Here is a 22,989-nt window from a genome sequence, read left to right on the forward strand (position 1 = left end):
GCGCCGTTGCCGCGCCCCGCAGTGCCCGCTTCCCCCGAGAACAATTATCAGTGCAGGTAAACATAGACGGCCAACCCGCCCTTTTGAGCCAGATACCCACAGCCACCACAGAAACAACAGGTGACCACAGCCCAAGAAGTCGACAAATAAACACCCGTACGTCGACAAACGAGCAAATCGCTCGCAAAGAGTGTCCCCAACGACTAGACAAAAAATGACTAGTCATTGGGGACGTTCTTAAATGACTACTTTACAGCTCCAGCGCCTCGGCGACTTCGGCAGCGCAGGCCAGGGCGTCGGCCATGGCGCTTACCACGAGCGAACTGCCATTGCGAGCATCGCCGGCCACGTATACCGGTGTGGCGCCCGCGGCGACGCCGTCGACACGCGCCGCAAGATGCGAGCCCTCGGCGGCCATCACAGGCAGCGGACGACCAGCAGTGGCAACGGGCACGCCAACGGCGTCGAACACACCGTGCTCCGGACCCGTAAAGCCGCAGGCGATGAGCACCAGCTGCGTCGGCACCTCGTGCTCGGAGCCCGCGATGCGCTCGGGCTTTCCCGCCGACCAGTCCAGATCGACCACGCGCAGGCCCGCGGCAGCGCCCTTCTTATCCAGCAGCACCTCGAGCGTATCCACGCCCCAAGCGCGCATCTCGCCGCCCATGGCAGCGATGGCCTCCTGCTGGCCGTAGTCGGTCTTCTTAACGTTTGGCCACTGCGGCCAGGGGTTGCTCGCCGCGCGCGCATCAGGCGCCGCCGGCAAGAACTCAAACTGGCGCACGCTGCGCGCGCCCTGACGCACCGCGGTACCCACGCAGTCGTTGCCGGTATCGCCGCCGCCAACGACCACAACGTCCAGGCCGCGCGCGTTCACCGCGGGCTCGCCGCCATCGAGCACCGAGATGGTCGAAGCCGTCAGGTAGTCCACGGCATACACCACGCCGGGCGCATCGATGTTCGCAGCAGAAAGCCCACGCGGGGCGCGGGCGCCGGCAGCCACCACGACGGCGTCAAAGCCATTGAGCTTGGCCGCTACCGCAGGGTTCGTAACGTCAGCGCCCAGCTCAAAGACAATACCCAGCTCGCGCATGAGCGCCACGCGGCGCTCGACCACAGACTTCTCGAGCTTCATGTTGGGAATGCCGTACATGAGCAGGCCGCCCGGGCGGTCGTCACGCTCAAACACCGTCACGCGGGCACCGCGACGCGCAAGCTCCCATGCTGCCACCAGGCCAGCCGGGCCGGAACCCACCACGGCAACCGTGGGCGCGCCCTCCCCTGCCGGCTCAAAGCGACGCGGACCGCCATCTGCCCACTCATGGTCGCTGATCGCACGCTCGTTGTCGTGAATCGTCGTGGGTTGGCCCTCGACCGAGCCCAGGTTGCACGCGGCCTCGCACAGCGCCGGGCACACGCGACTCGTGAACTCGGGCATGGGCGAGGTGAGTGACAGACGCTCGGCAGCCTCGTCCCAGCGGCCGCGATACACTAGCTCGTTCCACTCGGGAATCAGATTGTGCAGCGGGCAGCCACTCGGACGCGCCTTGCCAAAGCTCGCGCCCATCTGGCAAAACGCCACACCACACATCATGCAGCGGCTCGCCTGGGCACGGCGCGCATCGTCGTCGAGCTCCACGTACAGCGGATCGAAATCGCGGCTGCGCTCCTCCACGGGGCGCAGCTCGTGGGTCACGCGATCGATATCAAGAAAAGCACCGGGCTTACCCATGGCACTTACGCCTCCTTTTTGGTCGAAGCAACAGAGCTGGCGGTGGTGGGCGCAGCGCCAGCGACACCACCCGCCACATCAAAGCGAGCGACATCGGCGGCGTCGGCGCGACCGGTCACAATGTCAAACGCCAGCTCCTCGGCCTGCGCATGCGTCTTACCGATGGCCTCGGCGGCGGCGACAATCGCCAACACGCGCTCGTACTCGGTCGGAATGACCTTCACAAAGTGCTTGCTCATCGTCTCAAAGCTGTAGAGCAGCTTAATACCGCGCGGGCTCTGCGTCGCGTCCACGTGCTCCTGGATGAGCGCACGAATCTGCGCCAGCTCGCCGGCCGTCGGGGCCTTGAGCTCAACGCTCTCGTGGTTCACACGGGCATCGAGCGTGCCGTACTGGTCAAAGACGTAAGCCACGCCGCCCGTCATGCCGGCGGCGAAGTTCTGCCCGACCTCGCCCAGGATGAGCGCCAGACCGCCCGTCATGTACTCGCAGCCATGGTTGCCGCAGCCCTCGACCACCACCGTGGCACCGGAGTTGCGCACGCCAAAGCGCTGGCCTGCCAGGCCGTTAATAAAGCCGCGACCGCTCGTGGCGCCAAAGAAGGCCACGTTGCCCACGATGATGTTCTCGTCGAACTTGTAGGTCGCATGCGGGTTGGGGCGCACCGACACCTCGCCGCCCGAAAGGCCCTTGCCAAAGTAGTCGTTGGCGTCGCCGCACACGTTGAGCGTAATGCCGCGCGGCAGGAAAGCGCCAAAGCTCTGACCGGCCGAACCATCGCAATCGATGGTGATGGAGCCGGCGGGCAGGCCCTCGGGATGTGCCTTGGTCACCGCGTTGCCCAGGATGGTGCCCACGCAGCGGTTGACGTTTGCGATATCGGCGCGGAAGCGAATCGGGCGCAGGTGCGCACGGGCATCGGCCGTATAGGGCACAAACAACGTGGAGTCGAGCGTCTTGTCGAGCTCGCTGTTCGCGGCCATCTGCGGCAGGAAGTGGCGACCGTCGGCGCCCGGAATATGGGCACCGAACTCGCAGGTCGCGCTCGCCAGCACGGGCGACAGGTCGAGCAGATTTGCTTTGCGGTTGCCCGGTACCTCGATCTGGCGCAGGCACTCGGGATGGCCGACCATCTCGTCGATGGTGCGGAAGCCCAGGCTCGCCATGACCTCGCGCAACTGCTCGGCAACAAAGAGCATAAAGTGCTCAACGTGCTCGGGCTTACCGCGGAAGCCGCGACGCAGGCGGCAGTTTTGCGTGGCGATGCCAGCCGGGCAGGTGTCCTGCTGGCAGTCACGCTGCATGAGGCAACCCATGGAGATGAGCGGCATGGTCGCAAAGCCAAACTCCTCGGCGCCCAGCAAGCAGGCGACGGCAACGTCGGTGCCGTCCATAAGCTTGCCGTCGGCCTCGAGCACCACGCGCGAGCGCAGGCCGTTTTGCAGCAGCGTCTGCTGGGCCTCGGCAAGGCCGAGCTCCAGCGGCAGGCCGGCGTGCCAGATGGAATCGCGCGCCGCGGCACCCGAGCCGCCATTGTGGCCGCTGATCAAGATCTTGTCGGCAGCACCCTTGGCCACACCGGTGGCGATGGTACCGACGCCGGCCTCACTGACCAGCTTAACCGACACGCGCGCGCCGGGGTTGGCGTTCTTAAGATCGAAGATCAGCTCCGCCAAGTCCTCGATGGAGTAAATGTCGTGGTGCGGCGGAGGCGAGATCAGGCCGATGCCGGGCGTGGACTGACGGACCTCGGCGATCCAGGGGTAGACCTTCTTGCCGGGCAGGTGGCCACCCTCGCCGGGCTTTGCGCCCTGGGCCATCTTGATCTGAATCTCGAAGGCGCTGCACAGGTAGCGGCTCGTCACGCCAAAGCGCGCACTTGCCACCTGCTTGATGGCGGAGTTCTTTGAGTCGCCATTGGCCAGCGGGGTCTCGCGACGCGGATCCTCGCCGCCCTCGCCGGAGTTGGAGCGTCCATGCAGGCGGTTCATGGCGATGGCCATGCACTCGTGTGCCTCTTTGCTGATGGAGCCATACGACATGGCACCGGTGTTAAAGCGGCGGACGATGTTGAGCGCAGGCTCGACCTCGTCGAGTGCCACCGGGGTACGGCCGCTGGCATCAAAGTCCAGCAGGTCGCGCAGGCGCACGGCACGGCCGGTGCGGTGCAGGCGGGCGCTGTACTCCTTAAAGGTATCGTAGCTGTCCTCGCGGCAAGCGGTCTGCAGCAGGTAGACGGTCTGGGGGTCGATCAGGTGATCCTCACCGCCGAGCGGGCGCCACTTGGTCAGGCCCAGTGTGGGCAGCTGATCGGGAGCCTGGCTCTTAAGGATGGCGAGCGCGGCGTCATAGCGCTCGTTTTGCTCGCGCTCAACGTCCTCGACACCCATACCGCCCACACGGCTCACCGTGCCGGCGAAGTACGCGTTGACGAACTCCGGCGTAAAGCCCACGGCCTCGAAAATCTGCGCCGAATGGTAGCTCTGCACCGTGGAGATGCCCATCTTGGACATGATGGAGACGATGCCGGCGGTCGCAGCCTTGTTGTAGTTGGCGATGCCCTGCTCGGCCGTCACGTCCAGGTCGCCGCGCGCCGCCAGATCGCGGATGCACGCGTGTGCGTTGTACGGATAGATGCCGCTCGCGGAGTAGCCCACCAGCGCCGCAAAGTCGTGCGGGGACACGGCGTCGCCGCACTCCACCACGATATCGGCAAAGGTACGCACGCCGGCGCGGATCAGGTGGTTGTGCACGCAGCCCACGGCGAGCAGCGACGGCACGGGCACCTCGCCCGCAGCGGCACGATCGCTCAACACCACGATGTTCACGCCGTCGCGGACCGCAGCCTCAACGTTCTCTGCAAGCTGCTTGAGCGCAGCCTGCAGCGCGCCCTCGCCGGCATCGCGGCGGTACACGGCACGGAAACGGCAGGTCTTAAAGCCCACGCGGTCGATGGCGCAGATGCGGTCGAACTCCTCCTCGCTCAGCAACGGGCGCTCCAGACGCACCAGTTGGCAGGCCGTACGGGAGTCCTCGAGCAGATTGCCGTGGTTGCCCAGGTAGAGCGTGGTCGAAGTCACCATATGCTCGCGCAGGGCGTCGATCGGCGGGTTCGTGACCTGGGCGAACAACTGATAGAAGTAGTCAAAGAACGAGCGCGTCTTCTTGGACAGGCAGGCCAGCGGCGCATCGATGCCCATCGAAGCGAGCGGTGCCTTGCCCTGCTGGGCCATGGGACGCACGACCTCGTCGACGTCATCCCAGTGGTAGCCGAGCTTGGCCATACGCACGGCGGCGGGCACCTCGGCGTCCTCGGCGGGCGTTGCCGCAACGGGCTCATCGAGCGCGTCAACGGTTAGCGTCTCCTCGGCAATCCAATCACGGTAGGGCTTTTCCTTGGCGTAACAGGCACGCAGCTCATCGTTGTAGATGACGCGCCCGCGGGCAAAGTCGACCTCGAGCATCTGGCCCGGTCCTAGGCAGCCGCTCGTCAGGATGTTCTCGGGGCTCACCTCGATGGTGCCCACCTCGCTCGCCAGCATAAAGCGACCGTCGCGCGTCACATAGTAGCGGGCGGGACGCAGGCCGTTACGGTCGAGGGCGGCACCCAGCGTGCGACCGTCGGTAAAGGCGATGGCCGCCGGGCCATCCCACGGCTCCATGAGCATGGACTGGTAAGCGTCGTAGGCGCGGCGCTCCTCACTCAGGCTGTCGTTATGGTCCCACGGCTCGGGCAGCAACATGGACGCGGCACGCGTAAGCGGGCGACCGTTCATAACCAAAAACTCGAGCACGTTGTCCAGAATCGCGGAGTCGGAACCCTCGCGGTTGATGATGGGCATCACGCGCTCAAGATCGTGCTGCAGCACGGGGCTGTACAGGTTGGGTTCGCGGGCGCGAATCCAGTTGACGTTGCCCTTGAGGGTGTTGATCTCGCCGTTGTGGATGATAAAGCGGTTGGGATGTGCGCGCTCCCAGCTGGGCGTGGTGTTGGTGGAGTAGCGCGAGTGGACGAGCGCCACGGCCGTTTTGACGGCGGCGTCGTTGAGGTCGATGAAGAAACGGCGCATCTGCGTGGCCACAAGCATGCCCTTGTACACGATGGTGCGCGAGCTCATGGAGCACACATAGAAGATCTTGTCGCGCAGGGCGAACTCAGCGTCGGCCTTCTTTTCGATGGTGCGGCGGCACACGTACAGGCGACGCTCAAAGGCATCGCCGGCGGGCGTGTCGTCCGGACGGCCCAGGAAAGCCTGCAGGATAGTAGGCATGCAGGCGCGGGCCGTCTCGCCCAGGTCGTGCGGGTCGACCGGCACCTCGCGCCAGAAGAGCAGCGGCACGCTGGCTTCGGCGCAGCCCTCCTCAAACACGCGGCGGGCATCCTCTACACCCTTGTCGTCCTGCGGGAAGAACAGCATGGCCACGCCATAGTCGCCCTCTGCCGGCAGAATCTGACCGCACTTTTGAGCCTCTTTACGGAAAAAGTGATGCGGAACCTGGAACAGGATGCCAGCGCCGTCGCCGGTGTTCTTCTCGAGTCCCGTACCACCGCGGTGCTCCAAGTTAACCAGAATGGACAGTGCGTCGTCCAGGATCTGGTGATGGCGCTCACCGTTGATATCGGCAAGCGCGCCGATGCCACATGCATCGTGGTCGAATTCGGGGCGATAAAGGCCCTGCTGCTGAGCGGAATCTGCCTGCATCGCGATCCTCCCCTAGGTGTTAGACAGTCAGTTGACTAGGCATACTAGAAGCATCACCGGTCCGTTGTGTTTCCCGCCCGTTTCGAAACGATCGCGTAACGCACGCCCTACGAGTGGACACCGCCGACCTCAAGGACGGCAACAAGGGCCCCAAGTTCGACCTGTAAACTCACCGCTTCAAACATCTCAATCCGTAACAGGAAGACCCAATTTTGGCGCCTAGATGTTACAGATTGAGATTTTCTGCAGGACAGTTTTGGTTTGTCTCGATCTGTAACACGAAGGGCCGGTTTTGGCGGTCAGCTGTTACAGATCGAGATATTCCATAGGACCATTTCTTCCTGTCTTGACCTGTAACACCTAGGCCCAATCTCCATCCCTAGTTGTTACAGATCAAGACATTTCGGCAATCCCCTTTCACCGTCCCATTCAAATACAACAATCTTGTTAGTCTTAGTTAACTTTTTAGCCTAAAACGGGTATCCTTTGCGGCGTCAAACAAACGGCACGCAGGAGCGCACCATGCTCAACCATCTCAAACAACACTTTGGCTCCCGACGCACCGGTGGTCACGGAGGCCTAGACATTGCGCGGCATATCGGCCCCGGGCTGCTCGTGACCGTCGGCTTTATCGACCCGGGCAACTGGGCCTCCAATATGGCCGCGGGCTCGCAGTTTGGCTACGCGCTGCTGTGGATCGTCACACTGTCCACGATTATGCTCATTGTGCTGCAGCACAATGCGGCGCACCTGGGTATCGCCACGGGCGCCTGTCTTGCCGAGGCCACGACACGCTTTCTCCCCCGCATCGTGGGACGCGCGGTGCTCGGCAGCGCCTATCTCGCGACCATCGCCACCGCCATGGCCGAAGTCCTGGGTGGCGCGATTGCCCTTCAAATGCTCTTTGGGCTGCCCGTGCGCGCGGGCTGCGTCATCGTGGCGGCAGTATCGATGGCGATGCTCATGACGAACTCCTACAAGCGTGCCGAACGCTGGATCATCGCCTTCGTAGGCGTGGTAGGACTCTCGTTTTTGGCCGAGCTTGCACTAGTCAAGGTCGACTGGCCGCAAGCCGCCGCAAGCTGGATCACGCCCAGTATGCCCACTGGCTCTGCCGCGATTATCGTGAGTGTCCTGGGTGCGGTCGTTATGCCCCACAACCTCTTTCTACACTCCGAGGTCATCCAATCCATGCACTTCGAAGGCCAAGGCGAGCAGGTTATCGAAGAGCGTCTGCGCTATGAGCTCTTCGACACGCTCTTTTCGATGGGCGTGGGCTGGGCAATCAACTCGGCCATGGTCATCCTGGCCGCAACGACCTTCTTTGCGCACGGCATTGTCGTAGACGACCTCGCCGTCGCAGCGGACACGCTCTCCCCCATTCTGGGCCCAGCAAGCTCGACCATCTTTGCGGTGGCGCTGCTGTTTGCGGGCCTCTCGAGTAGTGTGACGGCAGGCATGGCGGCAGGCACCATCACCGCAGGCATGTTCGACGAGGAATACGACGTCCACGACCGACATTCCTCGATCGGGGTGGTGGCCTGTTTCGCCGGCGCAGTGGCGGCGTGCCTGGTCGTCCCAAATCCTTTTGAGGGTCTCATTTGGAGTCAGGCGCTGCTGTCGCTTCAGTTGCCGATTACGGTCTTTGTGCTCATACGACTCACCAGTTCGCCCCGCGTCATGGGCAAATACGCCAACTCGCGCCCGCTCAACGCGTTGCTCGTAGGAATCGGCGTCATCGTAACGGTTCTCGACATCGTGCTGCTAACGGGGATGTAATTGGGATGGCGTGACTGTCCAGATATAACGTCTCAATCTGTAACACGTAAGGCCGTTTTAAACCGTCAGATAAATCAAAAGGGCCCCGGCCGAGAATTCGACCGGGGCCCTTGGACAGAGCTCTGTATGGCTAATCGCCGTGTGTCTACGAGTTACTCCTCGACGAGCTCAAACTGATCGGGGCCGACGCCGCAGACCGGGCATACGTAATCCTCGGGCAGCTCGGGCGTGTCGACCTCAACCTCGTAACCGCAAACGGTGCACACGAACTTATACGTCTTCTTCTCCTCAGCCATGATGTTCTCCTCTCGAACGTGACTGCTGGTGTACTTACTTATTAGTATATATTCTCAATAAGATAATGCAAGTATTTTTAGAACATTTCTAGCCTTGATACGACGAGGCTTTGGGCGGCGTCTTGCCCTTTAGCACCTTGTGATAGTAGTCGTACGTCAGCGGCGTCTCGTCGCTCAGGCGCTCGGCATCCTCGACCTCGCCGATAAACAGCAGATGCGTGCCCACATCCACAGTGTCGATCAAACGGCAGCTAAACAGGGCCGCCGCATGCTCGGGCACATAGGGCATGCCCAGAGCCGTCTCGCGGGTCTCGTATTTGGCAAACTTGTCATAATCGCTGCTGGTGCGGAACCCAAAGTTACCGATGTAGAGCATGTCGGCGGTCTGATCGATCACGGTCAGCGCGAACGCTTTGGCCGATGCGATAACGCCCGAGGTGACATTGTCCTTGTTCACGGCAACCGAAATACGCGGCGGCATGGACGTCACCTGCACCGCAGTGTTGATGACGCAGCCGGCGCGCAGCCCGTCTGCCGCAGCACTCACCACGTACAGACCGCTCGGCATGGTAAAGAACGCAGTTTTGTCCATAACGATCACTCCCCTAGCTCGGGTTGGAACCTCATGAATGTATGTACCCACAAAAAAGGCGGCACCCATAACGGACGCCGCCTTTGAGACATATGTGTCAGAACAGTAAGAAAGATGAGACGCCCGCAGTTGCGGTGAAATAGGGACTGAATAGCCCCTCAAACAGGCAAAACAGTCCGTATTCCACCGCAACTTACAGAGTGCCTAGCGGTTGCGTTCCTTAAGGGCGCGGTCGATCTCGCGTTGGACATCACGCTTGGCCATGTCCTCGCGCTTGTCGTAGAGCTTCTTGCCGCGACCCAGACCCAGCAGCAGCTTTACGCGGCCGTCCGTATTAAAGTAGAGCTCCAACGGAACCAGCGCATAACCACGGTTGCGAAGTTTGCCGTCAAGAAAGTCGATCTCCTTGCGGTGCAGCAGCAGACGACGCCGACGGTCGGGATCGCGATTCCACACGCCACCATGGCTATAAGGGTGGATATGCAGTCCGACGAGCCAGCACTCGCCGCCACGAATCAGCGCAAAAGTGTCAGTGATCTGACAGGCGCGCTCGCGAATCGACTTGACCTCGGTGCCGCTCAGCTCAATACCGCACTCAAACGTCTCATCGATAAAGTACTCGTGATGTGCCGAGCGATTCTTGGAAATGAGTTTGCGCTCGCGCTTACTGGGCATCGCCGGCCTCCTTGGCGCCATCGGCGTTTGAGCCCGCAGCCTCGCGCTTTGCCTTGCGCTCGGCATTGAGCTCGGCATCGCTCTCGCGCACCAGTTTGATAATCGCCGCGCAGGCCTCCTCGCCCACCAAGTCGCGAGCACGTACCGTCAGGCGCGTCGCCTCCTGCTTGTCGCCGTCGCTTGCAGCATCGGTCGCGCACATAATCAGGCAGATGGCAATCTCGGCCGAAGGCGAGGTCGGAACGCCTTGCAGGGCCAGTTCACCCATCACGTGCTCGTCGCTCTCATCGGCGGCATCCGGATAGGTGGTATGGATCTTGTTGAGCAGGCGCGTCGTATGCGCATCGTTGGGCGCCAGGCGCAGCGCCAGACGCGCGCAGCCCACGGCAGCCGAAGCGTTCTCGGTCTCGGGCTCCAAGAAGTACTGACCCAGATTGGCGTAAGCGCGGGCGGCGCACTTGCCATCGCTTGCACGCTCCAGCACCGAGAACGAGAGCGATGCCCATTCCTGCTTGTCTTCGAGTGCGCGGAACAGCTCGGCCAAATCCAAGCGATAGTTGCAGTTCATGGGGTCCCAACGCACAGCCTGCATCAGGGCATTACGAGCGCTCACATAATCCTGCTGGCGAATGTAGGCAAACGCCATGTCAGAGTACAGGCGGTCAAACGGCACCTCGACCTGCACGAGCTCGCGCGGATCCTTCTCCACGCGGCGATAGGCCAAGCGCTCAAACTTGCTATCGAAGCTAAAGTATTGACGCTTCTCCTCCGTCTTGCACTCAGCATCAATATACTCCTCGGCGAGCTCCACCAGACGCTCCAGCAGCGGCGTCGCCGTAGCCAGGTCGCCCTGCGCCAGATAGTTCTCGGCATACGTGATGTCTTGCAAGCTGATGGGCAGATCCATGGCTACTCCTCGATCTGAGCGAAACACGGCAGGCGCCGTATATACGGTCAATACACAAAACCCGGGTCTCTTACGAGGCCCGGGCGTTCAATTTTGGTAGCCCGTACCAGATTCGAACTGGTGATCTCCGCCTTGAGAGGGCGGCGTCCTAAACCGCTAGACGAACGGGCCATATGTAGCAAATGCAATGGCTGGGATGGAGGGAGTCGAACCCCCATTGACGGAACCAGAATCCGCTGTCCTGCCATTAGACGACATCCCAATGACTGCATCGCTGCGCTCGGCTGTGCCTTTGCGCAAGAAAGAAATATACGGGAAGTCTCGCCGTGACGCAAGCCCCAATTTTGACTTTTTTGAAATTCAGTCAAATTGGCCTAATTTAGTCCAACCCGTGAAGGACCTGTGAAGCCAACCGCTGTACACGAAGGGCAAAACGCCGTGAGCGGTAGCCGTCAACCGTTGGCAGATTCTACCGTGAAAACGATAGCACCAGGCAACACAATCGAAGTATCAATGATCGCGTAGATATCGAGGCGCCATGGACGAAGAGCTTGATTACCTATGGGAGACCCTGGGCCTCGAGATCACTGCCGACCTTTGGCCCGAACGGGACAAAATTCACCCCACGTTACGCCCCGCCATTACTGTGGTGCAGGCAAAATACCGCCGTGCATCCTTTTTAATCATGCGGATGTCATGGCACGCGGGACTCCCCGACCTTAAGCGAATCCAGGCAAGCCTCGTCGAGCTGTCCGGCATGCCGACCGTCATATCCGAGGCGCACCTGGAGCAGCGCCAGCGCGAGCGACTGCAACAGCAGCGGATTCCCTTTATCTGCCCCGGCATTCAGGCATATCTGCCCTTTATGGACGAGGAGTATTGGAGCGGCAAGCCCAACAAGCACGTAAAGGTCTACGATCCGCACGAATGGGCACAGCTTGAGGATTAGCGCATATGCCCGCCAGCCGGGATAGTGCGCATGCCCGCCAACCGGAAAGCTCATCCCGGAATTTACGTCCAGAACGGGACGCGCTTTCCCCTAGAGGCCCCAAACGGAAACCGTATCCCAGATTTCGCGCTCAAACTGGGATACGGTTTCCGCTAGCCCCTTCAACCGGAAACTGCGTCCCGGAATCCGAGCTCAAAACGGGACGCACTTTCCGCAGCCACTACAGCAGCACCTCGGTCCAGGTCGCTTCCTTAAACCCAGGAATCGCAAAGTCGTCGCCCACCAGCAGCGGACGCTTGACCAGCATGCCGTCGGTCGCCAGCAGCTCGTAGCACTCCTGATCCGTCATGCCCGCATCCAGACGCGCCTTCAGGCCCAGCTCTCGATATTTCATGCCCGACGAATTAAAGAAGCGCCGCACCGGCAGCCCCGAACGAGCAATCCAGGTCGCAAGCTCATCAGCCGTGGGATTGTCCAAAACGATATCGCGATCGATATACTCTACCCCATGTTCGTCCAGCCATGCCTTGGCCTTCTTACAGGTCGAGCACTTGGGATATTCAACAAACAGTACAGTCATGGGAATCCTCCGAATATAGATCGGCCAACGCAGGCACACGCCACACGAGGCGCCTTCGTATGATGGGCCAATTGTAGCCCGCGGGTCACACGTTAAACGAACCGTACCCCGAATCCGCGCTTGATAAACGGCAGCAGTTCCATTGCCTCGGGCGTGATATGGCCCGCAACGTTCATGCGCTCGTCACCGGGAAGATCGACCCGCGCAATCTCAAGCTCGCCTTCGTAGCGCCCATATCCGCTATTGCTCACAGCGATCGATCCCGCCTTTCGCGGCAGGCCGGCTCCGGCATCCGTCGGCACGGAATCCGGCTTAAGCTTCGTACGTGACTCCTGAGACCTAAAGATGAGGACACTCGAGTCGGGCCGGTCGTGATGAATCTGCCCGCGCACATAGGCATAACTGAGCTCAAGCTCGCATTGCAGGTCCACGTATCCGGCGGAAACTTGAGCAAACTGCGCCCAGCCCGCATCGGAAAGATCGGGGTCGCCGACCAACACAATGTCGCAATCGGCGCCATGTGCAAGCTCAAGCATATTGAGGGCAACCTTTGACGCGCGACCGCGCTGCGCCTCGACCGTCGGCAGTCCCTCGAATACCGGCCCGCGAACGTTAGCATCACCCGGCACAAAAGCCATGATTTCGAATCCAAGCGCCGCAAGACGAAGATTCACCCGAGCAATGTCCTCCAGAGCTAAACCGGTATAAGGCTTGGGGTAAAAATTGTGGCAGGCGGCAAAACGAGTCACATCGGCACCGGCCTCACGCCACGATGCGATTTCATCAGAACTCACTGTCGATGCATTGACCACAATGCGAAATACACCGGACAGCTCCGCGACCCGCTGGGCGCTAAAGCCATAGTCCAAACGAAGGTATTCCAACCCCAGATCGCGCAAGTCCTCGATGCGCTCAAGCCCGAGCAAATCGCACGTGCGAGGCCCCACATCGGCAATGAGCGCAATGCCGCGGGCGGAAAGCAGCGACAGCACATGACGGGCCTTATCGGCATACGCCGCTCCCCCATCCTCGGGAATATGCAGCGAGGTGAACGCATAGCGCGCACCCGCCGCGGCACCACGCTCAATCGTCCGCTCAATATCCTGCAGAGGGCTGGAAAGATAAATCGAAATACCCGTTTTCACGCTTCAACGCTCCTTTAAAAAAGGCCGGCGGAGCAGTTAGCCCCGCCGGCACAACCATAGCATCAAGAAATCTGCCGCGCACCGCGAGCCCCGAGCAACACGGCTCGCGATATCAAACTACTCGCCAAAGAACTCGTTGATCTTCTGCTCGTCGACGCCAAAGAACCACGTCAGGACAAAGCCGGCGGCATAGGCAAGCAGCATAGCGGCAACGTAGCCGAGCTGCTGGCCAGGAACAACGATCAGCAGGCCAAACAGACCGGAAACGCCCTGAGAAACCGTGCCGATGTGAAGCAGCGCCGCGAGCGCGCCGCCAAATCCGGCACCCAGGCAGGCCGTCACAAACGGACGAACGAGCGGCAGCGTAACAGCATACATCAGAGGCTCTCCCACACCCAGGATTCCAACGGGAATGGACTCTGCGACGTACTTCTTGAGCTTGGCGTTCTTGGTCTTAAAGTACAGCGCCAAACCGGCACCGACCTGGCCGCCGCCAGCCATCATAAGGATGGGAAGCAGGTAATTGATACCCTTGGTAGCGCCGTCGGGATCGTTGAGCATAGCGTGGATCGGCGTGAGCGCCTGATGCAGGCCGACGGAAACCAGCGGCAAGAAGCCTGCCGACAGGATATAGCCGCCCAGGACGCCCAGCTTCTCGAAGATAAAGGTCAAAACGCTAAAGATGGCAGTCGTCAGCCATGCGCCAACCGGCTGGATGACGAGCATCAGAGCAAAGGCGCCGATGATGAGCACCAGCAGCGGAGACAAGAACGTGTCGAGTGCGTTGGGCATAACCTTGCGAATCTGACGCTCCATCCAGGCAAAAAATGCGCCAGCGATGAGAGCCGCGATCATGCCGCCCGCTGCGGGGTTGTATTGCGCATTGGTGAGCGGCAGCAGAATGGCAGTGGCAGGATCAGCCGCGCCAGGCGCAAGCAGGGGCATGGCACTGTTGGCGATACACATCATGCCGGCGATGCCGCCCAGCGCAGCGGAGCCACCAAACTCACGTGCCGCGTTATAGCCCACCAAGATGGGCAGATAGGCAAACAGGGCCCAGCCCATGGAACGAATGCCCTGGTACCACCACTCGCCTGCAAGCGCGCCTGCCGTCGAGACGTTAATGACGTTGCAGATACCGTTGATGAGGCCAGCCGCAATGATGCCGGGAAGTAGGGCGACGAAGACATTGGAAATCTTCTTGAGGAAGGCCTGAACCGGCTTGGACTCGTACTTGGCCTTCTGCGCGGCCTTGTTTGTGGCCGCAGCGTCAACCACGCTCTCGTCAGCAACGCCTTTCGCAAGGCCGGTGAGCTTGGAGAACTCCTCGAGCACCTTATTCACCTTGCCCGGACCCAGCACGATCTGCATCGTGTCGTCCTCGACCAGGCCCATCACGCCGTCGAGTGCCTTAATGCCCTCCGTGTCGACGTTGCCCGTGTCTTTGACGGTCACGCGAAGGCGCGTCATGCACGCCGCGTTTGCGAGCACGTTGTCTTTACCGCCCAAAAGGTCCAGCAGCTTTTGAGCCAGCTCTTTGTTCGTCATAACTCCTCCTTGTATTGGGTATCTCGTCTGAATGTCATATCAGCTCACGCCGCGCACCTATTGGGCATCGGCATTGCTCTTCTCATGGCCACTCACCGCAGCACGGACATGGCCTCGCGCCCGCTCAAGAGCTACCGTAGCCTGCTCGGCATCGCAGTCCAGCAGTACCGAGACAATAGCGGTTTTTACGTGGCCGCCGGCATCTGCAAGCGCCTGAACGGCGCGCTCGCGCGTGCAGCCGGTCGCCCCCATCACGATGTTCTGGCCGCGCACCACCAACTTCTCGTTCGTCTGCTGCACATCGACCATCAGGTTTTGGTATACCTTGCCGATCTTGACCATGGCACCGGTCGAAATCATGTTGAGAATGAGCTTTTGAACCGTTCCCGCCTTGAGCCTCGTTGAGCCGGTCAGCACCTCGGGACCGGGCACGGGCTCAATGGCAAGATCTGCGCTCTCCCCGATCTTCGACCCTTGGTTGCAGGCAATTGCAATGGTCTTGCACCCAGTTGCCTTGGCGTACACAAGGCCGCCCACCACATAAGGAGTACGACCGCTTGCCGCCAGGCCAACGACAAGATCCTTGTCCGAGAGTCCACGCTCTCGCAGGTCGTTCGCGCCAAGCTCCTCGCTGTCTTCGGCACCTTCGACAGCCTTGATAAACGCCGTCTCGCCTCCGGCAATGAGCCCGACAATCAGATCGGGTGACACGCCAAACGTGGGCGGACACTCCGAAGCGTCGAGTACGCCCAGACGACCGCTGGTGCCTGCGCCCATGTAAAAGACGCGCCCGCCGCGCTCGAGTGTCTCAGCAGCCCAGTCGATTGCTGTGGCAACCTGGGGCAACACTTTCGTGACCGACTGGACGGCACGAAGATCCTCATCGTTCATCGTCGTGACGATTTGCAGCGATGTCATCGTATCGAGGTCCATTGACCTTTGATTACGCTGTTCGGTCGTGAATTTTGTTAAATCGAGCATTTCATTCACCTCATCTTTCCTGTTTCTCGATGTAGTTTTGCTTAATGACATGCGTCGCCCGTTCGTAGTCGCTGGCAACGTAAGCAGCGTACAGGGCATCGACAACCATAAGCTGGGCCATACGCGAAGCCATGGCACCGCTGCGGACCAAGGGTTCACTCGCAGCGACGCCGAGCACGGCATCGGCCATGGTGGCAAGCTTGGATGATCCATCTACTTTGGTAACGGCCACTACGGGACAGTTGTGGCGTTGAGCCTCGGCGGTGCAGTCCAGCACCTCTTGCGTCAAGCCCGAGTAACTAAAGGCGATTGCCATATCGCCCTCATGCATGTTCTTGGCACATAAGAGCTGATCATGCCAGTCGTCGTACAGATGGCACTCTTTGTCGACACGCATGAGCTTTTGCGCCAGGTCGTGCGCGACCAAACGAGAAGCACCAATACCGAACAGATTGACCGCGCGTGCCCGCTTAAGACGGGCCGCGCGTCGCTCCAAGACGGTGTAATCGAGCGTTCGCGCCGTCGCCTCGATCGTGCGCACGTTGCTTTTCATCACCTTCCCCACGATGCGTTCGACGCTGTCATCCATGGAGATGTCCTCGAGAGCAACGTCTTTCTTGTCACCTAAGAGCGCCAGCTCGGCAATCAGTTCGCGCTGGAACTCCTTGTAGCCCGCAAAACCCAAACGCTTGCAAAAGCGCAAAATGCTCGAGGGCGAGGAGAACGTGACATCGGCAAGACCGCGGACGGACAGCCCGACCACCTCGTGCGGATGAGCGCTTACATATGCGATGACATTGCGTTCCGCCGGGCTCGCGCTGAGCTCACGCTCGCGAAGCCGCAAAAGCAATCCGTTTGCCATCTCAAACACCTCCGTTGAGAAGAATTAAAGACCAACGAACGATTCGTACCGGATACAAACAGCTTTTGCGGTACATTGTGCCGCATCGTGGCGCACAAAGGGCGAGCGTTCTACCGCTCGCCTCTCAAATCCGACCGCTCGGAAATACGCGCGACACAAAATAATTCAACAAGGTCGCATTATCAGAAACGGGTTTGTTACCGGCTAGCGCCTCGCATGGGCGCCGATCGGCCGAGTCGCATGGCGCACCAACGCCGCCGTCAGCAATACCAACAGCATGGCGATGACATAGCCCGCAGCATCGAATCCTAAATCGATAACGTCGAAATGCCTGCCGGGAACAAAGATCTTATGTACCTGATCGCCAACGGAGCAGGCGGCGCAAAAGAGCAATACGGGCACGCAACGGGAGCATACGCTCCACGGACGCCTGGAAAAGCAAGCCACGACCACCGAGGCGAACAATCCGACGAAGAAAAACTCTACGGTATGGGCAACGCGACGGACGTTCGTGCCCACCCACATGCGAATGGAAGCAAGTCGGCCAGACCGGACATTCGAGGCAGCCGAATCGGTGCCCCCGGTCATTCCGTTCTCCGTCTGGGCTTCACCCGTGGCATCGACAGCCTGAACGCCCGTAGCCTGACCCTCCACCACACGCGCGGTGGACTCGCTCAGCAACGACGTCTCCACCGCATTTTGCTCCGTCAGCACCCAGATGCCCGCCAGCGTTGCAGCGAACAGAACGATCGCGGTCCATCCGATTATTTGTTTTACGCGCGCCAAGGGTCAACCTCCTTTTTTGAATATCAGCGAGTGTAGCCCCAAATGGCATCGTCACCGTATCAAAATTTGAATCGCAACAGGAAGCGACAAAGCGACGCAAAACCCTACCCCGCCTCGCGCATCCAGCGATCGAACGTCCCCACGCACACGCCCAGGCACTTTGCTGCCTGGCTGCGGGTAATATCGCCCGCCTCATAGCTATCGCGCACCAGCTCAAACTGAGGAGGGCATGGCTTGCGAGGTCGACCGAAACGGACCCCCTCGCGCCCGCGCCGCTGCAATCCCCTCCGCCTGGCGCCGATGGATATTCTCGCGCTCCACCTGCGCCACGTAGCTCAGCAGCTGCAGCACAATATCAGCAATCAGGGTGTTAGTCACATCCGGCGCGCCGCTGGCCCTGGCGCGCGTGTCAAGCAATGGCATATCCAACACCACAATGGCAACCCCGAGCACCTTGGTAATGCGTCGCCATTCCTCAAGAATCTCGGAGTAATTACGGCCAAGTCGGTCGATAGAAAGCACCACCAGCACGTCCCCGTCTCCCAGGACGTGCAGCAGCTCGCGATAACGCGGTCGATCGAAGTCCTTGCCGCTCGCATGGTCGGCATAAATATTCGCCGAGCCCACGCCATAGGCGCCCAGCGCATCCAGCTGCCGATTAAGATTCTGATCGCGCGAACTCACCCGCGCATAACCGTACACCGTCGCCATCTCATCCCCGCTTTCTTGTAAACCTGCCAAAAGGGACAGGTTTATTATGGTAGGTTTTACCTCTCAAATAGCAGGTAAGCGGGCGGCCGAGCAGACGGCAAGGTAGCCACGATTCAAATGCGAAGGGCGGTCCCGAAAGGCCGCCCTCCGCTCCCCCACCATGAGTCGGGATTTGGCTAATGGATAAGCTTAAAGTCCAAGTGCCCACGCGTGGTATTGACGCGCGAGACCTCGATAATCACGCGCTGCCCCAGCTCGTAACGGGTGCCCGTGTCGGCACCTGTGAGCGTGAGCGCGTCCTCGTCGAACTCGAACCACTCGTTGCCCAGACTCTTGATCGAAACCAAGCCTTCGACCTGCGTTAGGTCCAAGCGCACAAAAAGGCCCATGCTGCTAACCCACGAGACGGTTCCGGCATAGCGCTCGCCCAGACGGTCCTCATAGTACTGGGCAATCTTGATCTTTTGCGTCGCATGGCTGGCGGCATCTGCCGCGCGCTCGGCATCGCTGCATGCGCGGCAGATCTGCGGCAGAATGCGCGGCAGTGACTCGCGCCCCTTGCCGATCAGGCGCGGCGTACGGACCAGGGCGTCCTTGCCGCCCAGCTGCTCATAGGCCAACTGCAGCTTGAGTACGCGGTGCACCACCAGATCGGGGTAGCGACGGATGGGACTCGTAAAGTGACAGTAGCACGGCGCGGCGAGCGCAAAGTGGCCCTCGTTGCGCGGCTTGTACAGCGCGCGCTGCATGCTGCGCAGAAGCAGCGTGTTAACGAGCGGTGCGTTGGCCGTACCGGCGGCAGCATCAACTGCAGCCTGCAGCTCATCGGGGCTCCCCAGGGCAATACCGGCAGCACGGCGATCGTCGATGATGCCTAGCTGCGCCAGCGCAACGGCGGCACCGTGCAGGCTATCGGGGCTCGGATCTTCATGCACGCGATAGCAGGCCTCGATATCACGGTCTGCCAGCCACTCTGCAACGCACTCGTTGGCGAGCAGCATGGCTTCCTCGATAAGCGACGTGGCACACGAACGCTCACGCGCCACAATCTGCACGGGCACTCCGTCCTCATCCAATAGAGCGCGAATCTCGGCTGTGTCAAAATCGACTGAGCCGCGGGCGCGACGAATACGACGGCGAAGTTCGGCGAGTTCGTTAGCGGAGACAAGGAAATCGCCGAGGTCGATGTTGTAGCCGCGGGCGGCCTCCTCGCACGCAAGACCGCGCTCAAGCGCTTCCTCGCGCGAGGTCTCGGCAGCCGCAACATCCTCGGCTGCACCCTCCAGCACCGAATACTCAACCGCGCCGGCACGCACCAGCAGCGCCTCGGCGCCGTCATAGTCCATACGCACACGCGAGCGAATCACGCTGGGGTACGGATCGTAATGCCGCACGCGACCCTGCGCATCGAGCTCGATATCGACGGTAAACGCAAGACGGTCCTCGTCAGGGCGAAGCGAGCACAGGTCATTGGACAGGCGTTCGGGCAGCATGGGAAGCACACGATCGGCCAGATACACCGATGTCGTACGATGGCGAGCCTCAAGATCGATATGCCGGTCCCAAGCCACATAGTGTGAAACGTCGGCGATATGCACACCCAGCTTGTAGCCACCCTCGGGCGTGCGCTCCAGCGAAATGGCATCGTCAAAGTCGCGCGCGTCGACCGGGTCGATCGTGATGACAAAGCGGTCGCGCAGATCGCGGCGGAGCGGGTCCTTAAGCGCCGCGGACACATCGAGCGAAAGCCCCTCGGCCTCGTCTAGCGCGGCCTCGGGATAGCTATCGGTATAGCCGTAACGCGCCATCACATATTGAACGCCCAAATCGGGCGCGTCATCTCCGCCAATGCGGCGTTCGATCGTCACAGTGCCCGATTCCAGGCGCGTCGGGTAGGTCAAAATGCGCGCGACAACAGCATCACCCGGGTGGACGCCCAGACGATCCGCCGAGGTATCCTCGGGCAGAATGAAGAAGTCGGCCTTCAGGCGCGAATCGAGCGGCTCAATCACACCGAGCGGACCGGCGGTCTGGTACGTGCCCACCACGCTTATAGCTGCGCGCTCAACCACGCCCTCGATCACGGCGCGACGCTCGCCATGCGGGCTGTTCTTAATGCTCACGGCAACGGTATCGCCGTCCATGATCTCACGCTTGCCGCGACCCATGACCTTGTAGTCGCCATTCTCGATTACAACGTAGGCGCTATGCTCATGGAGCTGCACGCGCCCGGTCAGGCTCGGACGGCGTTCGCTGCGCACCGGCCCGCGCTGATTGCGAGCTCCACGCTTATGCTTGTTATTGCGCCCCATGGCGCCTCCTAACTATCGATTGCGAACTCCAAAGAGTCTACCCAAATGATTCGCTTTCCTGCCGTCCCCTAGGGATCAAAAAACGGGCCGCCCCATAAGAGACGACCCGTTGGAAGGGATGAATTCCAAGCATGCCTACACGCGCAGGTAGCGGCGCATGGCGATGGCAGAACCAAAGAGACCGATAATCACACCGACCAGAATCAGCGCAGCATAGGTCACCAGGTAGTACTGCATCGGCAGGGCAAACGACATCCAGCCGATGCTCTCCTGCAGACGCGGAATCATCAGATTGCGCAGCAGCTCCAGAACGCCGATGGAAAGCAGCGAGCCCAAAATGGCCTGCAGCACGCCCTCGGTGATAAACGGGCCACGAATGAAGCCGTTGCTGGCGCCGACCAGACGCATAATCGCAATCTCACGACGACGCGCCGTGATGGACAGGCGAATCGTGTTGTTGATGAAGATGAATGCGATAAAGGTCAGAAGACCAACGAGCACCACGGCGGCGATGCGGATGTAGTTGGTCACCTGGAACAGGCGGCTCACTTCCTCCTGGCCGTACAGCACGCTCGCGTTGACGTCGCCGTCATCCGCGATCTTCTGGAAATCGGCATTCTTCTTGAGCTTCTTGGCCGTGCTCTCGACCTGAGACGGATCGTCCATCTCAATCGCAAACGAGGCGGGCAGCGGGTTCTGGCCGTCGAGCGCGCTCATGGTGGCGTCGGCGTTACCCGACATCTTGCTCGTATACTCGGCCAGTGCGTCGTCCTTGTCCTTATAGGTCACGGACTTGACGTTATTCCACGTCTTAAGCTCGGCCTCAAAAGCCTGAACATCGGCCTGATCGGCGTCATCACTAATGAACGCGTTGATGACAACCTGATCCTCGACGGTGCCGATCACGGAGTTCAGCATCGCGGAGCCCATGATGAACAGGCCGATGATAAACAGCGAAAGGAAGATCGTGATGACGGCGCCGAGCGAGGTAGTCCAGTTACGGAAGAAGTGGCTGATTGCCTCTTTGAAGGAGTAGCCCACGTTAGTTGGTGCCATAGTTGCCGTAACCTCCCCTCTCCTGGTCGCGGATAACGTGGCCGCCCTCGAGGGCGATCACGCGACGGTGCATGCTATCGACCATCTCGCGGTCGTGCGTGGCGACGATCACGGTGGTGCCGGTGCGGTTAATACGCTCGAGCAGCTTCATGATGCCCAGCGAGATCGCCGGGTCGAGGTTGCCCGTCGGCTCGTCGCAGATCAGCAGCGGCGGACGGTTGACCATAGCACGGGCGACGGCAACGCGCTGCTGCTCGCCACCGGAAAGCTGGTCGGGCAGCGAGTCCATCTGATCGGCCAGACCGACCAGACGCAGCACCTCGGGCACCTGGCTGCGAATGACGCCCTTGGGCTTGCCGATGCACTGCAGGGCAAACGCCACGTTTTCGTAGGCGGTCTTTTGCGGCAGAAGCTTAAAGTCCTGGAACACGGCGCCAATCTGGCGGCGCAGGAACGGAACCTTACGGTTCTTGATCTTCATGAGGTCCTGACCGGCAACCAGGATGCGGCCGCTCGTCGGCTTGACGTCGCGGTTGAGCGTCGACAGCAGCGTGGTCTTACCCGAGCCGGAGTGACCGACCAGGAAGACGAACTCGCCCGGATAGATCTCGATGTTGATGTCGTCGAGTGCAGGCTTGTTAGGCTGTGCCGGATAGATCTTGGTGACATGCTCCATAAGGATGACGGGCTCGACACCGGCCTGCTTGGCCATCTTCTTGCGGCTGGCCTGCGGATCGATGGGCGCAAACACCGACGTAAAATCGGGGTTGTTGAGCGCGTTATCGAGGCTTGCGACCTCGGCTGCCTGATCGCTCTCGACCACCGGGGCAGCAGGCTGCGTGGGGTCGGGAATAGCGGCAAAGAGACCGGACTGCGCAGGCTGAGGAGCCGGCGTCGCAGGGGCCAAGGGGTCGGGAATGCCGGCCATGGTAGGCTGCGGCGTGGCGGCACCAGCCTGAGGCTGCTCCACGCGAGCGGTCACGGCCTGAACGGGCTCAAAACCCGCCGTGCCGGAAAGCGCGACATCGCTGGTTGGATTGTAGGCAAAGGGATCGGATGCCGGCTGTGCCTGATCTGCCGGCTGAGCGGGGGCCTGAGCAACAGGCTGGCCCTCTGAATCCGGAGTGGCGAAACGACTGCCCTGGACGCCTGCCTGCGTCTTGGGGGCATCATCGCCCGCACCGGAGGTACGGAAGTGGTTACCCACTGGTGCTCCTTATCGTCGTGCGTTTAAACTACATGAGCGCTTTGTATTTTAGCAGCATTAGCTTTGCTGCACATAAGAAGCATGGCGTGCTTAGGGATCCCGTCGGCCGCCTTGATTATCAACTTCATCCGAACACTTCCCACATTCATCCGCACATGTGCGGATGAA

18 protein-coding genes and 2 tRNA genes are annotated in these 22,989 nt (G+C 60.8%); 2 read left to right on the forward strand and 18 right to left on the reverse strand.

The genetic code is table 11. The features are described 5' to 3' along the window. Positions 1 to 250: 250 nt before the first annotated feature. Together PGW49_RS09275 and gltB are read right to left on the reverse strand one after the other, a co-directional pair. On the reverse strand, positions 251 to 1,732 hold the full coding sequence (locus PGW49_RS09275; RefSeq protein WP_270226322.1) for a glutamate synthase subunit beta: 1,482 nt from the start codon (positions 1,730 to 1,732) through the stop codon (positions 251 to 253). Positions 1,733 to 1,737: 5 nt separating this feature from the next. Then, on the reverse strand, positions 1,738 to 6,435 hold the full coding sequence (gene gltB / locus PGW49_RS09280) for a glutamate synthase large subunit (protein WP_270226323.1): 4,698 nt from the start codon (positions 6,433 to 6,435) through the stop codon (positions 1,738 to 1,740). Between the two features lie 522 nt (positions 6,436 to 6,957). Between gltB and PGW49_RS09285 the strand changes: the two genes are divergently transcribed. After that, the gene (locus tag PGW49_RS09285; protein ID WP_196022236.1) at positions 6,958 to 8,214 is read left to right on the forward strand and encodes an Nramp family divalent metal transporter; all 1,257 of its coding nucleotides are present in this window, start codon (positions 6,958 to 6,960) and stop codon (positions 8,212 to 8,214) included. 152 nt (positions 8,215 to 8,366) lie between these two features. On the opposite strand, the gene PGW49_RS09290 is transcribed toward PGW49_RS09285, so the two are convergent. The 6 genes from PGW49_RS09290 to PGW49_RS09315 form a co-directional block, all read right to left on the reverse strand. Beyond that, the gene (locus tag PGW49_RS09290) at positions 8,367 to 8,510 is read right to left on the reverse strand and encodes a rubredoxin-like domain-containing protein (protein ID WP_035137395.1); all 144 of its coding nucleotides are present in this window, start codon (positions 8,508 to 8,510) and stop codon (positions 8,367 to 8,369) included. 88 nt (positions 8,511 to 8,598) lie between these two features. After that, complete coding sequence (locus PGW49_RS09295) at positions 8,599 to 9,102, reverse strand: flavin reductase family protein (RefSeq protein ID WP_117746556.1); 504 nt, start codon at positions 9,100 to 9,102, stop codon at positions 8,599 to 8,601. A gap of 204 nt (positions 9,103 to 9,306) precedes the next feature. Further along, a complete protein-coding gene (gene smpB, locus PGW49_RS09300; RefSeq protein ID WP_006235325.1) occupies positions 9,307 to 9,777 on the reverse strand; it encodes an SsrA-binding protein SmpB in 471 nt (156 codons plus the stop codon). Beyond that, the gene (locus tag PGW49_RS09305) at positions 9,767 to 10,684 is read right to left on the reverse strand and encodes a tetratricopeptide repeat protein (RefSeq protein ID WP_196022235.1); all 918 of its coding nucleotides are present in this window, start codon (positions 10,682 to 10,684) and stop codon (positions 9,767 to 9,769) included. The genes smpB and PGW49_RS09305 overlap by 11 nt, the downstream gene beginning before the upstream one ends. A 94-nt stretch (positions 10,685 to 10,778) precedes the next feature. Next, positions 10,779 to 10,855, reverse strand: a tRNA-Glu gene (locus PGW49_RS09310). 17 nt (positions 10,856 to 10,872) lie between these two features. Then, positions 10,873 to 10,946: transfer RNA gene (locus PGW49_RS09315), tRNA-Gln, on the reverse strand. A 276-nt stretch (positions 10,947 to 11,222) separates the two neighbouring features. Here PGW49_RS09315 and PGW49_RS09320 point away from each other — a divergent pair. After that, entirely contained in the window at positions 11,223 to 11,633 is a 411-nt protein-coding gene (locus PGW49_RS09320; RefSeq protein ID WP_138375124.1) for a hypothetical protein, read from the forward strand. Between the two features lie 220 nt (positions 11,634 to 11,853). Here PGW49_RS09320 and PGW49_RS09325 read toward each other — a convergent pair whose 3' ends face one another. The 10 genes from PGW49_RS09325 to ftsE form a co-directional block, all read right to left on the reverse strand. Continuing rightward, positions 11,854 to 12,213: an arsenate reductase family protein gene (locus tag PGW49_RS09325; RefSeq protein WP_238022393.1), complete on the reverse strand. Its 360-nt coding sequence runs from the start codon at positions 12,211 to 12,213 to the stop codon at positions 11,854 to 11,856. A 92-nt stretch (positions 12,214 to 12,305) separates the two neighbouring features. Continuing rightward, positions 12,306 to 13,358, reverse strand: a complete 1,053-nt coding sequence (locus PGW49_RS09330) for a MupG family TIM beta-alpha barrel fold protein (protein ID WP_270226324.1) — start codon at positions 13,356 to 13,358, stop codon at positions 12,306 to 12,308. 117 nt (positions 13,359 to 13,475) lie between these two features. After that, positions 13,476 to 14,906, reverse strand: a complete 1,431-nt coding sequence (locus PGW49_RS09335) for a PTS transporter subunit EIIC (RefSeq protein ID WP_035137407.1) — start codon at positions 14,904 to 14,906, stop codon at positions 13,476 to 13,478. 57 nt (positions 14,907 to 14,963) lie between these two features. Next, complete coding sequence (gene murQ, locus PGW49_RS09340; protein WP_270226325.1) at positions 14,964 to 15,887, reverse strand: N-acetylmuramic acid 6-phosphate etherase; 924 nt, start codon at positions 15,885 to 15,887, stop codon at positions 14,964 to 14,966. 10 nt (positions 15,888 to 15,897) lie between these two features. Next, a complete protein-coding gene (locus tag PGW49_RS09345; RefSeq protein ID WP_270226326.1) occupies positions 15,898 to 16,749 on the reverse strand; it encodes a MurR/RpiR family transcriptional regulator in 852 nt (283 codons plus the stop codon). Positions 16,750 to 16,953: 204 nt separating this feature from the next. Beyond that, positions 16,954 to 17,535 (reverse strand): VanZ family protein, encoded by a 582-nt coding sequence (locus PGW49_RS09350; protein ID WP_270226327.1) that lies wholly within the window; start codon positions 17,533 to 17,535, stop codon positions 16,954 to 16,956. A gap of 213 nt (positions 17,536 to 17,748) precedes the next feature. Next, positions 17,749 to 18,246, reverse strand: a complete 498-nt coding sequence (locus PGW49_RS09355; protein ID WP_270226328.1) for a recombinase family protein — start codon at positions 18,244 to 18,246, stop codon at positions 17,749 to 17,751. 176 nt (positions 18,247 to 18,422) lie between these two features. Beyond that, positions 18,423 to 20,558 (reverse strand): ribonuclease R family protein, encoded by a 2,136-nt coding sequence (locus PGW49_RS09360; RefSeq protein ID WP_270226329.1) that lies wholly within the window; start codon positions 20,556 to 20,558, stop codon positions 18,423 to 18,425. 135 nt (positions 20,559 to 20,693) lie between these two features. Beyond that, positions 20,694 to 21,614 carry a permease-like cell division protein FtsX gene (ftsX, locus tag PGW49_RS09365; protein ID WP_035137414.1) on the reverse strand — a complete coding sequence of 307 codons (921 nt, stop codon included), beginning with the start codon at positions 21,612 to 21,614 and terminating at the stop codon, positions 20,694 to 20,696. Continuing rightward, on the reverse strand, positions 21,601 to 22,821 hold the full coding sequence (gene ftsE, locus PGW49_RS09370; protein ID WP_022094244.1) for a cell division ATP-binding protein FtsE: 1,221 nt from the start codon (positions 22,819 to 22,821) through the stop codon (positions 21,601 to 21,603). The genes ftsX and ftsE overlap by 14 nt, the downstream gene beginning before the upstream one ends. Between the last annotated feature and the right edge of the window lie 168 nt (positions 22,822 to 22,989).

It is taken from the genome of Collinsella aerofaciens, from assembly GCF_027679495.1.
GTDB lineage: Bacteria > Actinomycetota > Coriobacteriia > Coriobacteriales > Coriobacteriaceae > Collinsella > Collinsella aerofaciens_AK.